Genomic DNA, 14,433 nt, shown 5'->3' with positions numbered 1-14,433 from the left:
GGAAGTCATATCTTTCCCAGCGAGAGGCTTTCGGACATGACGGTTGGACATACCCTTCGGTCGACACCACGGTTCAGAGTTGTTGCCCTAGCTGCGGTCGCGACCGCAGCATTGGCACTGACCGGCTGCTCGAGCGACGCCACGGCCTCCGACGACGGGGGCACCCAGACCACCACGATTCGAATCGCACCTCAGCCGATCGCAGACTTCGCACCGATCTGGCTCGGAATGGAGCAGGGATACTTCACCGACGAAGGACTCGACATCCAACTCGTCGAGGGCGGTGCTAGTTCCTCGGCTCAAATTCCGTTGCTGCTCAGCGGAAATGCAGATATGGCAGCCACGACCGCCGCCGCCGCAATTCAGGCACGCAGCCAGAACATGCCCGTCACCATCGTCGGAGGACTCACGAATTTTGCCGCGAGTGACGGCGTCGACCAGTCCGGCCTCGTCGTCGCCAAAGACAGTTCCATCAGCGGCTTCCGTGACCTCGAAGGCAAAACCGTTGCGATCAGCGGATTGAAGTCCGTCAGCGAGGCAGTCATCTCTGCTGCGGTGGAGAAGTCCGGTGGAGCAGCGGACAAGATCTCGTTCATTCAGGCGCCCATGCCCAACCTCGGCGACCTTGTTTCCACTGGCGGAGCCGATGCGGCATTCCTCATCGATCCGTTCCTGAGCAAAGCAACCGACTCGGGGCTGAAGATCCTCGGCCACCCCTTCCCCTTGGCCGCGCCCGGTGTGCCAGGGACCTCGCTGGTCGCTTCGGAATCGTTTGTCGACGCGAACCCGGACTCACTCGCCAAATTCCGCACGGCGCTTGCCAAATCCGTCGACTACGCCAATCAGAATCCGGGCGCCGTCAAGGCTGCACTCTCGACACAAGCCAAGATTCCGCTCGAAATGCTGGCCAACAGCAAGAATCCTCAGTTCGTCGCAGTAGTGGAACCGGGTGCTCTCGGCACGGAGATCGAACTGCTGGTCAAGTACGGGGTACTGACGGATTCGGTCGAGGCCGATTCCTTGCTGACCCCGGCCAACTGAGTTGTCCGCCTTGACAACCCTGCAGACTCGCCGGAGGCAGGTTCTGCTCGGTCGGCTGCTGACGCTCTTCGCGTTGGCAGCCGCCTGGCAGATCTTCGGAATGCTCGGCGACGAGGACGTCAAAGGTATTCCGAAGTTCAGCGACGTGGCAGTGGCCCTTGTGAACGAACTCGGCACATCCTCGTTGTGGACATCACTGGGACAAACGGTGACCACCACAGCGATCGGATTGGCGCTGTGCCTGGTCATCGGGATCCCGGCAGGACTGCTGCTCGCCGCGCACCCGTTCCTGACGGTCTCCTCCCGTTTCGTCATCGACTTCTGCCGAACCGTTCCGCCGCTCGCAATCATTCCGCTCTTTCTGCTGATCATGGGCCCGACCCAACGGATGGCGGTGGCGCTGATCGTGGCAGTAAGTGTGTGGCCGATTCTGCTCCAGACGATTCACGGTGTGCGCAACGTCGACCCGGAACTGCTGGCGACCGCACGCTCCTTCCGACTTCCGCTGTGGCGCAGACTCGCTCTCGTCGTCGCACCGGCGTCGATGCCCTACATCTTCACCGGAATTCGCATCTCGGCAACACTGAGCTTGCTGCTGACCATCGGTGCAGAATTGATCGCCGGCGTGCCGGGACTCGGTAAGGAGATCCTGCTGAGCCAATCCGTCCCCGATCGAATGTTCGCACTGATCATCGTCGCCGGACTACTCGGAATGCTGCTCGCCTTCGCCGTGATGGCGATCGAGAATCGTTTACTTGCTTGGCATTACATCCCGAGGAGGATGACGACGTGAAGATGATGTCAGGACTTCGACTCCTCGCGTGGGAGTTGTGGCTGCCGATCTTGATCGTCGTCGTATGGTACTTCGGTTCGGAGTCGAGCAAGTCACCCTACTTCCCGCCACTGTCGCGTATCTGGAAAGCGTTTGTGGACAACTGGTTCGGTCCGGGATTCGCCCACGACGTCGTACCGAGCTTGACCAACCTTGCCTTCGGTCTCGCCGTGGCACTGGTGGTCGGCATCGGCGCCGGTCTCCTGCTGGCCCTGTTCCCGCTGGCTGCCGATATTGCCGATCCGTTTCTCCAGTTCTTCCGCGCCATTCCGGCGCTGGCCGTATTGCCCGCCCTCTTCATCGTTTTCGGAACCGGTTCGACGGGTAACGTTGCCGCCATCGCCTTCGGCGCGGTCTGGCCGATACTCCTCAACACCCTCGACGGCATTCGCTCCATCGACCCGAGTATCCGATTGGTGGCGCGCAGCTACCGGATCCGTACACCCCTCCTGGTGACGCAGGTACTCCTCCCCGGAGCGATGCCGCAGATAACAGTCGGTATCCGTACCAGTCTCGCGATCGGTGTCGTCATCATGGTCGGCAGCGAAATGTATGTCTCCACTGCAGGAATCGGTCACTTCGTGATCGTCGCGCAACAGACATTCGCCATCGCGGACATGTGGTCCGGAATTCTCCTGCTGGGAATCATCGGATATGTGCTCAACCTCGGATACGGCGTGATCGAACGATGGTTGCTCAGATGGCAGCCGCGGACCCACGACGCTCTCGCAGTGAAAGGAAACTGATGTCATCCACAGAATCTGCGGCATCGATACCCGCAGTCGAACTGAGCGGCCTCGGGGTGACCTACGGCGGCCCCACCGGCCGCGAAGTGCTCCGCGGGATCGACCTTACGGTCGCACCGGGAGAAATCGTCTGCATCGTCGGCCATTCCGGCATCGGCAAAAGCACGCTGATTCGTTGCATCGCCGGTCTGCAGAAGCCGACCACCGGTGAGGTCCGCATCGCCGGGATCGCGATCGATGCACCGCCGGCCACTCTGGCTCTCGTGTCACAGGACTACGGACGCACACTGATGCCGTGGCTTCGAGTGGGCGAGAACGTTCGCCTGCCGCTGCGGGGCAACAGTCTGGCGCGGAAGGTTCAGAACGAGAGGGTTACCGATGCACTCGCCGTTGTCGGTCTAGGCGGTGCTGCGCGTTCCTACCCCTGGCAGTTGTCCGGCGGAATGCAGCAGAGAGTAGCGATAGCTCGCGCTCTCGCCTATCGGCCGCAGGTACTCCTCATGGACGAACCCTTCGCGTCGGTCGATGCGCAGACCCGCGCGGAACTCGAAGACCTGCTGCTGACGCTTCAACGTGATCTTGGTATCACCGTCCTCCTGGTCACCCACGACGTCGACGAATCGGTGTACCTGTCCGATCGAGTGGTCGTACTCGGCGGAACGCCGGCATTGATGCAGGACATCGTCGACGTCCCGTTGACCGGAGCTCGAGATCAACTGACCACCAAGGCGGACCCACTGTTCATCGAGTGCCGTACCAGGGTGCTGTCCGCAATCCAGCAGTCCAAAACGGTGGCGCCCGTGTAGTGGGCACCTCGCCTAGTCTGGCTCCGTGATCCTTCTCCTCATCGGCCTCGCGCTGCTCGGATTCTGCGGCTACCGGTTCAGGCAGGATCGGCGGAGGCTGAGCAACGGCGTCTATCTACTTCTCGGAGTGATCTTCACCGGTCTGTGGATGCTGCAGTCGGGTGCACCGGGGACCGAGATCCCGTCGTTCGTCATCGCGACGATCGCTCTGCTCTCGCCGTTGCTGGTGCTCCTGCTTGCAGGATTCCTGATCGTCAACGGGGTCACGATGCTGCGGCGCGAGGGATTCAGCGTGGCGAACCTGCTCTCCCTCGTCGCCGGACTCGGACTGCTCGTTCCCTACGTTCTGCTCGCATCAGCGTTGCTGACGCAGAGATATTGGCTCGCAGTCGTTCTCGGATCGTTCAGCCTGGTCGCGTCGTACCTGGGGTTTCTGTTCACGAGCTTTCTGCTCTACTCCTACGTGTACGGACGCCAGAAGTACCAGCCCGGGATGGACGCGATAGTGGTGCACGGCGCCGGGCTTTCGGGTGCCGACGTGACGCCCCTGCTGGCCAGCCGTCTGGACAAGGCCGCGGACGTCTTCCGCGCCGAGGTCCGCGAAGGACGTTCCCCGCTGTTGGTCGTCAGCGGCGGGAAGGGATCGGACGAGGTGGTCAGCGAGGCTGAGGCAATGTGCGTCTACCTCGTCGATCACGGGATCCCGCGCGAGAACGTGATGCTAGAGGACCGTTCGACCACCACGCTCGAGAATCTCGAGTACACCAGGGACCTTCTCCGCGCCGACACCACGAAGCCTCGAATGGTTCTGGTCACCAGCAACTTCCACATACTCCGAACCGCAACGTTTGCCCGAAGCCTCGATCTGGATGCAGAAGTCATCGGTTCCCACACCGCCCGGTACTACCTGCCGAGCGCTATTCTGCGCGAGTTCGCCGCCGTCACGGTGGAACACAAGTGGCTCAACGGAACGGTCTGCCTGATCCTCGCCGCCCTGCCCCCACTGGTTGTCTGGGCGGCAGGAGGCATTGCGTAGCAAGCATCACCGAATCAGGCTCTCGACGCCCATCGGTCGGCGACCCAGAAGCAGTTCCACGGCAGCACTGCCCGCAAGGAAGTCGTGGTGGTTGTAGAACTCGAACATCGCCGCCAATCGTGAGCTGGCGTTGACGTCCAGGCCGCTGCCGATCTGTTCACGCCATTGATCCACGCTGATCTGTTCTATCGCGACGGTACGTGACGTCTGCTTCTCCACCATCTGTGCCACCTCCATGACGCTCAGAGCTTCAGGGCCCCCCACCTCGTACGTCGCTCCGTGATGCTCGCTCGGGCCCTCGCTCAGGACGACCGCGGCAACAGCTGCCACGTCCGCCAAACTCACGAACGAGAACCTCGTGTCCGCGCTGTACGGCACGACGATGGTCTCTGACCGACCCGTGAGTACCGCTTCGAAATTCTGCGCGTACGCACATGGTTGCAGCACAGTCCATTTCAAGGGAGAACGATGCAGTTCGTCCTCACACCTGGCTTTGTCCAGGTGATGCGGCATTGACGGGCTGAACGGCCACGCCACGGAGTGATAGACAAAGTGTTCCACCCCCGCCGAAGCCGCTGCCGTCAGCGCATTGCGAAGCAGTGCCGGCTCGTCGGGATGGACGTTCGGGGCAATGAAGTACACACCTCGGCACCCGGCGAGCGCCTTGCGCAGCCCTCTTCCCGTTTCGAGTTCTACCTCGAAGTCCCCGTCGACACGCGCCTTTCGCACCAGTCGCCGAGCTGTCACGCTCGGCGGCAGTGCAGCGACGACTGCCTCACCGGTCTTACCCGCGGCACCGATCACCGCGATGTCGGCGCCGCGAGCAATTCCGTTCTCCATGAGAGTTTTCCGTCCTAGACGTAGTCGTAGACCGCTGAGGTGGCGCCACCGGAAAGCTGCGCGTAGCCCGGACCCCGATCGAAGAAGGGTTCGTTCTCACCGCGCTCCGAGCGCAACTGATCCCGTAGCTCCGTGGTAGCAGCCTCGTCGACGGACGGCTCGTCACCCTCGATCATGACAACACCGTAGTCGTCGCGTGCGCCCTCTACGGAAACCTTGCGCCACTGAATGTCTCGCAAGACCTCTTCGATCGGGCGCTCCAGTGGATCTCCCCAACCGCCACCACCGGTGGTGCGAATCCGTACGACCTCGCCGGCCTTGATCGGCTCGGCATCGGTCAGCGCGTCGAACTCACGCTCGTTCGGTCCACCCGGATCCAGGACCACGGAGAACGGCCGACCGGCCTTGCCGCCCTTGACTCCCCAGCAGGCGAGGATCGAACGATCCGCAATGGACATGAAGTGCGCATCCTTGAGCATCCGGATGTGCTTCTCGTATCCCAGGCCGCCGCGGTAGCGTCCGGCTCCGCCGGAATCCATGGCCAGACCGAGCTTCTCGACGATGAAGGGGAAACGGCTCTCGGTGAATTCGGTCGGCAGGTTCCGTGAATCGGGAACGACGTGAATCGTGTCCTCACCGTCGGCGTAATAGCGTCCGCCCGAACCGCCGCCGAGCACCTCACGCATGAGGTACGAGTGACCCTCGAAGTCTTCACCGTAAACGCCGGTGTACCTGATGGTCTCCTGGTCGGCGGGCATGTTGCCGTCCACAGCCTTGGCGACGACGCCGGCCAGCACTCCGAGCAGACGGAGGATGACAAAGGTGCGAGCGTTGGTGGGGGCAGGGAAGATCGGGGTGATCAATGTTCCCTTTTCGGGGAACTTCATCTCGATCAGCGGTACGACGCCCTCGTTGACATCCAGTTCGGCCATGCGCTCGGGGGTGTCCGCGAGGTTACGCAGAATCGGGGCCAACCACTTGATGAGGAAGTTTCCGTCCGCGTAGTCACCGCAGTGGTTGATCGGGCCCTTTGCCTGCGGTCCGGTTCCGTTGAAGTCCAGGATGAGTCGCTCGCCGCCCTCGTCCTCCGGCCGCGTCTTCGTGAGCGTGATGCGCTGGATGTGGAGCATCGGCTCGTCGACGCCGTCGTGCTCGGCGTAGTCCTCCCACGTGTACTCACCGACCGGGATCTTGCTGAGGATCTCGCGGCGGTACGTCTCGGTGGTCGCGTCCATCATCGCGTCGAAGCACGACTCGACGGTGTCGACGCCGTAACGCTCGAACAATTCGGTGAGTCGACGCGCACCCATCAGGCACGCCGAGCACTCGGCGTCGAGGTCAGCTGCGAGAGCGTCCGGCATGCGGGAGTTACGCGTCATGATGCGCAGCGCCGCCTCGTTGGGAACTCCCTGGTCCCACAGTTTGATCGGCGGAACCATCAGTCCCTCTTCGTACACCGTGGTGGCGCCGGACGGCATGGAGCCGGGGCAGCAACCGCCGATGTCGTCGTGGTGACCGAATGCCTGAACGAACGCAACAACCTTCGGCTCGGCATCGGGAGTGACGCGGGCGAAGACAGGCACCGTGACGCAGAGGTCGGGGAGATGGCCGATGCCACCTTCGGACAGGTAGACGTCGTTGTGGAAGTACACGTCTCCCGGCTTCATCGTCTCGAGTGGGAAGTCCCGGGCGATCGGATGAACCAGGGCGGAATACGAACGGCCCGTGAGCTTGCGGAGGTTCCGGTCGTGAATACCCGCGCGGAAGTCGTGAGCGTCACGGATCATCGGCGAACGCGAGGTGCGCGAAATGGAGGTCTCGACTTCCATTTCCACGCTGGCGAGGTAACCGGCGACGATCTCGACCAGGATCGGATCAGGTGACGCGCCGTCGGTAGCGGTGAGTCGGTACGGCTTGGCCGCGGTGGCAGCAGCAGCATCGAGAATGGCGGTCATCACTTCACTCCGTTCGAGTCGGAAGACTTCGAGATACGAATGTTCCCGAAGGTGTCGATACGTGCCGAGAATCCGGGGTGGATCGGGACAGTCGAGCTGAACTCCTCGATCACGGCCGGTCCTTCGATGACGTCACCCGCACCGAGCAGCGTGCGGTCGTAGGTAGCAGTTTCGACCCAGCTGTCGAAATACGATTGCCGCGAACCGGTTCGGGCGGTGTCGGCGCCAGTGCCGGCGGGGATCTCCTTGAGCGTCGGACGCTTGATCGGGCCGATGCCGCTCACGCGCAGGTTGACCCATTCCACGTGCTGTGACGGGTCTCCCCGGAAGTCGTAGCCGTACAGTTCGCGGTGCGCCTGGTGGAACGCCTCGGCCGCGTCGTCCATGATCTGCGCCGTGACGGTACCTTCCGCCACCGGGACGCGTACCTCGAAGGCCTGACCGAGGTAACGCAGATCCGCAGTACGGGAGTACTTGCGCTGCGTCTCGTCGAATCCTTCTTCGGCAAGCGCGATTTCGGCCTCGCCGGCCAACGCGTCGAACTGGCTCTGCAGGTCTTCAGCCTTCAACCGGTCGTGACGACTGACATGCGTCTGGACGTAGTCGTTGCGGACATCGACCGTCAGCAGACCGAACGCGGAGACGTTACCCGGATTGAGCGGGACAAGAACGTCTTTCAGACCCAGGATGTCGACGAGACGGCAGGCGAGCAGGGAGCCGGAACCGCCGAACGTCACGAGGGTGAAGTCGCGAACGTCGAGGCCACGCTTGACGGTGATCTGACGCAGGGCGTTGGCCTGGTTCCACGCCGAAACCTCGAGGACGCCGACCGCGCACTCCTCGAAGCCCAGACTGAGCTGTGTTGCAAGCTCTTCGAGGCCCTTGCGTGCCAGTTCTGTGTCGAGGGGAATTTCGCCGCCGAGCAGATGGGGTGGGATGCGCCCGAGCAGGACGTGCGCGTCGGTGATGGTCGGTTCGCTGCCGCCCTTGCCGTAGCACAACGGTCCGGGATCGGCGCCCGCCGACTGAGGGCCGACTCGGAGGGTGCGTTCCGGCGTCATCCACGCGATCGAGCCACCGCCGGCGCCGACGGTCACGACGTCGATCATCGGGATCTTCGAGGGGTAGTTGCCTACTCGCCCTTCGGTGGTCAGCGCGGGCTCGCCGCGAACCACGACGGTGACGTCCGTCGATGTTCCGCCGCCGTCACAGGTCAACACCTGCTCGACGCCGGCCGCATCGGCGATCAGCGCAGCACCGAGAGCTCCGGCAGCCGGCCCCGACAGAACTGTCGTAATAGGCTGGTGAACAACCTCTTTGGCTGAAAGGACACCGCCGTTGGACTTCATGACGTAGAACGGGATGTCGCGGGGTTCGCCGTCGGTGGTCGAGAACTCACGCAGACGATTCGCGATGTTGTTCACGTAGTTTCGGATGTTCGGCTTGACCGCGGCGTCCACGAGAGTGGTGATGGACCGCTCGTATTCGCGGTACTCACGAAGCACCTGGCTCGAGATGCTCACCGTCGCATCGGGGAAGACCTCGAAGAGGATGTCGCGAACGCGCTCCTCGTGCGTCGGATCGGCGTACGAGTGCATGAGGCAGACGCCGATGGTCCGGATGCCGCGGTCCTTGAAGAACTGCGCTGCGCTGCGAACGCTCTCTTCGTCGAGCGGACGAATCTCGCTGCCGTCGAAGGAAAGCCGTCCACCGACGGTGCGTACACGATCGGCGGGAACGATGCGTTCGGGCTTGACCCAGAAGTACGAGTTGCCGTAGCCGTCCGGCACCGACTGACGAGCGATTTCGAGAACGTGCTCGTAGCCTTCGGTGGTGATGAAGCCGAGGTTCTCGACCTTGCCTTCGAGCAGCTTGTTGGTCGCAACGGTCGTGCCGTGGCTGACCGCACCGATCGAGTCGCCGCTCTCGCCGAGCTTGGCGAGCACTTTCTCGATACCGGCGAGAAAGCCCTCGGCGGGATCCGCCGGGGTGGACGGGGTCTTGGTGGTGACGATGGCGCCGGTTTCGTCGTCCACTGCCACGATGTCGGTGAACGTTCCGCCGGTATCGATACCGACCCGAATCTTCCTGGGTTCCACGCTTCCTCCTGAGATCTTTGGCTCGTCTCGTCTGGTACCGATCGACGGTTGCGGCCTAGCCGGTGAGTGGCTCGTACCTGACGTGTAGTGCTATTCCACAGGTTCGGAAGGGCGGATTCTTTGTCACAATTCGCCGAATCGGGGGGCCAAGGTTCGGCGCACGATCACGAGCGGATCTTCGCCGGCGCCCCCGTGGGTTACGCGGACGTGAAAAACGCCCCGAACCTGGTCGGTTCGGGGCGTTTCCCTCATCGTGAATCAGCTGTTGACACCTGAGTGAACTACTCGCGACAACCAGAACGCGCCAGGAATCCGCCTATAGCAACACCTGACAAAGCAATGGCTGCGCCGACGACGGCGCTGACCATCACCGTGCGAGCATCTGTGCCGCCCGCTGTCGGTGCAGCGGCCGGAAGAACCGCCGGTGCCGCGACAGCTCCGGAAACTACCGGCGCGCCTTCGACCGCCACTGCCGGTATTGCCGCCGCCACGGCGGCAGTGACCTTCTCGGGGATGCCGTTGGCAATGACGCCGTCGATGCTCTTGAAGAACACCCCGGCCATCTTCTTGGCTACACCGGTGATCATGCGCTGCCCGACGCCGCCGACCATCCCGCCGACCACGGCATCGGCGTCATACGAAAGCAGCGTGCCACCCTCGTTCTCCGTCAAGGTGACCGTGACGTCCGCCTTCACCGTGCCGGGAGCACCAGCCCCCGAAGCCGTCATGACAAACGAATTGGGCCGATTCTGTTGCGACAGAACAACCTCGCCGTCGTAGACGCCCTTGATCGACGCAACTCCGGCCATGATGGAGAGCTTGTAGTGATTGTCCGTGAGCTGCTCGAGCGACTGCACACCGGGAATGGTCGCGGCCAGTACACGACCGTCCTGGAGCTTGTCGTAGACCTCTTCGCGAGGTGCCGTCAGCTGCGCGGTGCCGGCGATTCTCATGCATTCTCCTCTGATGACGAACCCGCATGTGCGAGTCGAAGTTCGAACAGTTCGGACGGTGAAATGGGCATGGACGTGATCGAGATTCCTTCGGCGTCCTCGATGGCGGCCGCGATGACGGCGCTGGTGGGGATCACACCGGCCTCACCGGCACCCTTCATTCCGAGTGGGTTGAGCCCTGACGGCGTGACGGTGTGATCCATCTCGAGCGAATCCGGCATCTCGGTGACGAACGGCATCAAGAAGTCCATGTACGACGCGTTGAGCATCTGCCCGTGCTCGTCGTAGACGATCCGCTCGTAGAGTGCGCCGCCGATACCTTGCGCGACGGCGCCCATGACCTGGCCTTCGACGATGCGGGGGTTGATCACGTTTCCGCAGTCGTGGATGACAACGTAACGACGGACCGTGATCTCGGCTGTCACGGGATCGGTTTCGACGATCGCCGCGTGCACTCCCGAAGCGAAGGTGGAACTGGGCGGCGAGTAGTAGCCGGTTGCTTCCAGACCGGGCTGCTCACCCTCGGGAATCGGCGGCTTCGACATGTCCGTGTCGGTCTTGGCGAAACCGGTGGCCAGCTTCGACTCACGGTCGAACGCATATCGTAGCGGGTTCGACAGCACGGCAACAACACTCAGCGGTACGGACGTACCTTCCACACCGGCTTCGGTGCCGATCTTGCACACGTGGCCTTCCCGGAGTTCCAGTTCGGTTTCCGGCAGATCCAAGATTCCGGAGGCGATCTTCTTCGCCTTCTCCGCGACCATCTGCGCCGCGACATGGAAGGCCGAACCCGACATGACCGCCCCACGCGAGGCGAAAGTGCCTACGGCATAACCGAACCGGCGGGTATCACCCGTGACGATCTCGACGTCGGAGACCTTGACTCCGAGATCGTCCGCAACGATCTGGGCGAACGCGGTCTGATGGCCTTGGCCTTGCGTCGTCAAGCCTGTTGCCGCCTTGACCTTTCCGGACGTCTCGACCACGACGTGGGCACCCTCGTAAGGTCCCGGGCCGGTTCCCTCGACGTACGCACCGATACCGATGCCGACCGACCGCCCTTCGGCGCGAGCCTTCCTCTGGTACTCGGGAAATCCGTCCCAGTCGATGAGCTTCTTGAGCTTGTCGATGCCTGCCTGGTAGTCGCCCGTGTCGTAGATCAACGGGCGTCCGTCCTGGAACATCAGGCCGAAGTCGTACGGCATGTCCTCGGGGCGAATGAAGTTCGCCTCCCGCACCGCGATCTTGTCCTTGTTCAGGTACTTGGCGATGGCGTCCATGGATCGCTCCATAGCGAACACGGCCTGCGGACGTCCGGCGCCGCGGTACGGGGTCACGATGACCGTGTTGGTGTACAGCGAATAGGCGTTGACCCGGAACGACTTCGGCTTGTACGGCCCGAGAACCTGCGTCGCGGTGTTGATCATGACGATGATCCCGTACGGCAGGTAGGCACCGTTGTCGTGCCAGAACGTGAAGTCGAACGCCAACAGGCGACCCTCGTCGTCGAATCCGATGTCGACCTTCTGGATCTGCCCACGCTCGTGCGCGCTCGAGATGAAGTGCTCACGGCGATCCTCGACCCACTTCACCTCACAGGAGATGCCGGCCTGGCCGAGGCGTCGAGCGGCCCACGTGATCATCACTTCTTCGGGCCACGGGTGAACGATCTTGACGCCGAATCCACCGCCGACGTCAGGAGCGATGCAGTGAACCTTGTTCAGCGCCATCCCCAATCGCGCGGCGATTGCGGCGCGGGCGGACGTGGAGGTCTGGGTGGAGGTCCAGAACGTGAGGGTGTTCTCGTCGCCGTCCCAGCGCGCGTAGACACCCTTGCCCTCCATCGGCATGGAAGCCGAACGCTCGATTTCGAGATCCAGCGTCAGTCGGTGCGGCGCGGCGGCCAGTTCGGCATCCAGATCTCCGAACCCGTGCTGCAGGTGAGCGGCGACGTTGTCCGGAACGTCGGCGTGGACGGCGTTGGCGGCGGTGCGAGCGACGTCGATCCCCACTACAGGCTTCAGCGCCTCGTAGGTGACGTCGATCTTCGCGCAAGCGTCCTCGGCGATGTACCGGTTGTCGGCGACCACCATGGCGATGGCTTCGCCGACATGCTTCACCTCGTCCTTCGCGAGGGGATACCCGTTGCGCGGAGCGATGATTCCCGGATGCGGAATGAGCAGTGGCAGGTTCTCCGCCATTTCCGGCGTGTCGGCCAGGAGATCTTCGTAGGTGTAGATGGCATGCACACCAGGCACTTCCAGCGCCTGGTCGATGTCGATATCGATGATTCGCGCATGAGCGTGCGGCGACCTGACGAATGCCGCGATCAGCGCGTTGTGGCCCAGATCGTCGAGATATCGCCCCTGACCGCTGAGCAGACGCGTATCTTCCTCGCGCGGAATCGGTTTACCGAAGAATTTGCCGTCGTCGGCAACCGAATGATCGGCCGTCGAATGATCGGAAGCGGGGTGCTTCGCCCCGTTGCGCTTTGCTGGTTTGACCGGAGTACTCATGCCTTACCCGCCCGTCCTCCGACGGGATTCGTCGTTCCCCGCACCTTGCGATCCAACGCCTCCCGAGTGGACGCGTCGTCGATTCCGAGCGGGAACTGCCCGGCCCGTTCACGCTTGATCTCGGCTGCGCGCAGAACTGACGCCCTGATGTTCTGGTACCCCGTACAACGGCAGAGATTTCCCGCGATCGCGTCGGTTGCTTCCTCACGTGTGGGATTGGGGTTCTCCTCGAGAAACGCCGCGATGGTCGTCACGAATCCCGGAGTGCAGAATCCGCACTGCAAACCGTGACAATCCTTGAACGCCTGCTGAACCGGGTGCAAAGTACCGTCCGGCTCGACGAGGCCTTCGACGGTCGTGATCGATCGACCTTCGAGGCTGGCAGCGAGGACGAGGCAGGACCGAACCGGCTTTCCGTCGAGCAGCACGGTGCACGCACCACACACGCCGTGTTCACAACCGACGTGCGTGCCCGTCTTACGGAGGTGGTGACGAATGGCATCCGAAGCCAAAGTGCGGGAGGGAAGAACGACGGTGCTCGTCACCTCGTTGAGCGTGAACGTCACGGCCACATGGTGCTCACCGGTGTCTGCTGCCAACTCGGCAAGTTGATCATCGATGGAGCGATCGTTTTTGGACATTGTCACCACTTTCCTGCCAGTACTGCGTTCTCACTGAGAGCATCCGTTGCCGCCGCGAAGCCGACCCGCGCCGTGAGCGCGGACACCAACTGCGAGCGGTACGCCGCCGTCCCGTGAATGTCTGCCTCGGTATCTATCTGCGCGCGGGCGCATTCTCCGAGAGTGCGCCATCGCGGGTCTCGCTGATCCGTCGCGGACGCCCCCGCCAGCACGTCCGTGTAGTCCACGACCTGCCCCAGCTCTCCGGCGGACACGTACGTCATGTGCGCTTCGGCCACCAGACCGTCGACCACGCGAATCCGGGCGACGACGCCGACCAGTGCGTAGTCACCGTGACGACGCGCGATCTCGTCGATGGCGGTCCCCACTCCGGGTTCGGCGCCGGGCACCGACACCGACACCGCGATCTCGTCCGATTCCAGGCTCGACTCGAGAGGACCGGCAAAGAGATCCGTCGACGCGATCTCGCGGGTGCCACGCACCGACTGGACGGTCACGCTGCCGCCGAGCAGTGTCAGGACTGCCGGCATCTCCGCCGACGGGTCGGCATGGACGATGGAACCGACGCTCGTCCCGCGGTTACGGATCGTGGGGTGCGCTACCAACTGCAGAGCACGGTTCAGTAGAGGCTGAACTCGACGAGCACCTTCGTCGGCCGCCAGCACCGAGTGCGTGGCCAGGGCCTGGAACCGCACTCCTTCGTCTTCGGACGAGGTCACCGAAGCGAGGTTCGGGATCGATCCGATGTCGACGATGTGGGCGGGCGCGGCGAGGCGCATGGACAGCAGCGGCACAAGCGATTGCCCACCGGCGAGCACCTTCCCCTCGTGAGAGACCTCGGAGAGGATTCGGCACGCGTCCTCGACCGAGGACGGTCGGTGATAAGTCAGCGGCGACGGTTTCATTACTCAATCCTGCCTCTATGAGTCACTTCACGTTTTGTGCAGATGTGACAACGGTCACGG

The 14,433-nt window shown here is 62.9% G+C and carries 12 protein-coding genes; 5 read left to right on the top strand and 7 right to left on the bottom strand.

Annotated features, from left to right (window positions below):
* Positions 1 to 36: 36 nt before the first annotated feature.
* The 5 genes from R4P70_RS00340 to R4P70_RS00320 are packed head-to-tail and all read left to right on the top strand — an operon-like array spanning position 37 to position 4,461.
* A complete protein-coding gene (locus R4P70_RS00340) occupies positions 37 to 1,041 on the top strand; it encodes an ABC transporter substrate-binding protein (RefSeq protein WP_029256745.1) in 1,005 nt (334 codons plus the stop codon).
* Positions 1,042 to 1,051: 10 nt separating this feature from the next.
* A complete protein-coding gene (locus tag R4P70_RS00335) occupies positions 1,052 to 1,834 on the top strand; it encodes an ABC transporter permease (protein WP_020971398.1) in 783 nt (260 codons plus the stop codon).
* A 2-nt stretch (positions 1,835 to 1,836) separates the two neighbouring features.
* On the top strand, positions 1,837 to 2,619 hold the full coding sequence (locus R4P70_RS00330) for an ABC transporter permease (RefSeq protein WP_202022878.1): 783 nt from the start codon (positions 1,837 to 1,839) through the stop codon (positions 2,617 to 2,619).
* A complete protein-coding gene (locus R4P70_RS00325; RefSeq protein WP_069145278.1) occupies positions 2,619 to 3,425 on the top strand; it encodes an ABC transporter ATP-binding protein in 807 nt (268 codons plus the stop codon). Before R4P70_RS00330 ends, R4P70_RS00325 begins: the two co-directional genes overlap by 1 nt.
* A 25-nt stretch (positions 3,426 to 3,450) precedes the next feature.
* Positions 3,451 to 4,461: a YdcF family protein gene (locus R4P70_RS00320; protein ID WP_019746084.1), complete on the top strand. Its 1,011-nt coding sequence runs from the start codon at positions 3,451 to 3,453 to the stop codon at positions 4,459 to 4,461.
* 6 nt (positions 4,462 to 4,467) lie between these two features.
* On the opposite strand, the gene R4P70_RS00315 is transcribed toward R4P70_RS00320, so the two are convergent.
* The 7 genes from R4P70_RS00315 to R4P70_RS00285 form a co-directional block, all read right to left on the bottom strand.
* A complete protein-coding gene (locus R4P70_RS00315) occupies positions 4,468 to 5,301 on the bottom strand; it encodes an NmrA family NAD(P)-binding protein (RefSeq protein ID WP_283307762.1) in 834 nt (277 codons plus the stop codon).
* Positions 5,302 to 5,315: 14 nt separating this feature from the next.
* On the bottom strand, positions 5,316 to 7,256 hold the full coding sequence (locus R4P70_RS00310; protein ID WP_069145277.1) for a hydantoinase B/oxoprolinase family protein: 1,941 nt from the start codon (positions 7,254 to 7,256) through the stop codon (positions 5,316 to 5,318).
* Positions 7,256 to 9,355: a hydantoinase/oxoprolinase family protein gene (locus tag R4P70_RS00305; protein ID WP_019746087.1), complete on the bottom strand. Its 2,100-nt coding sequence runs from the start codon at positions 9,353 to 9,355 to the stop codon at positions 7,256 to 7,258. The genes R4P70_RS00310 and R4P70_RS00305 overlap by 1 nt, the downstream gene beginning before the upstream one ends.
* 281 nt (positions 9,356 to 9,636) lie before the next feature.
* Positions 9,637 to 10,308: an SRPBCC family protein gene (locus R4P70_RS00300; protein ID WP_003946004.1), complete on the bottom strand. Its 672-nt coding sequence runs from the start codon at positions 10,306 to 10,308 to the stop codon at positions 9,637 to 9,639.
* Positions 10,305 to 12,827 (bottom strand): aerobic carbon-monoxide dehydrogenase large subunit, encoded by a 2,523-nt coding sequence (gene cutA / locus R4P70_RS00295; protein WP_019746089.1) that lies wholly within the window; start codon positions 12,825 to 12,827, stop codon positions 10,305 to 10,307. The genes R4P70_RS00300 and cutA overlap by 4 nt, the downstream gene beginning before the upstream one ends.
* Positions 12,824 to 13,468: a (2Fe-2S)-binding protein gene (locus tag R4P70_RS00290; RefSeq protein ID WP_029256750.1), complete on the bottom strand. Its 645-nt coding sequence runs from the start codon at positions 13,466 to 13,468 to the stop codon at positions 12,824 to 12,826. Before R4P70_RS00290 ends, cutA begins: the two co-directional genes overlap by 4 nt.
* Positions 13,469 to 13,470: 2 nt before the next feature.
* A complete protein-coding gene (locus R4P70_RS00285; RefSeq protein ID WP_019746091.1) occupies positions 13,471 to 14,373 on the bottom strand; it encodes an FAD binding domain-containing protein in 903 nt (300 codons plus the stop codon).
* Between the last annotated feature and the right edge of the window lie 60 nt (positions 14,374 to 14,433).

Origin of the sequence: Rhodococcus sp. IEGM 1241 (assembly GCF_033142365.1) — a bacterium.
In the GTDB taxonomy this organism is placed as follows: domain Bacteria; phylum Actinomycetota; class Actinomycetes; order Mycobacteriales; family Mycobacteriaceae; genus Rhodococcus_F; species Rhodococcus_F erythropolis.
Note: the sequence above shows the minus strand (reverse complement) of the source record. Positions and strands in the feature narration are given on the sequence as shown.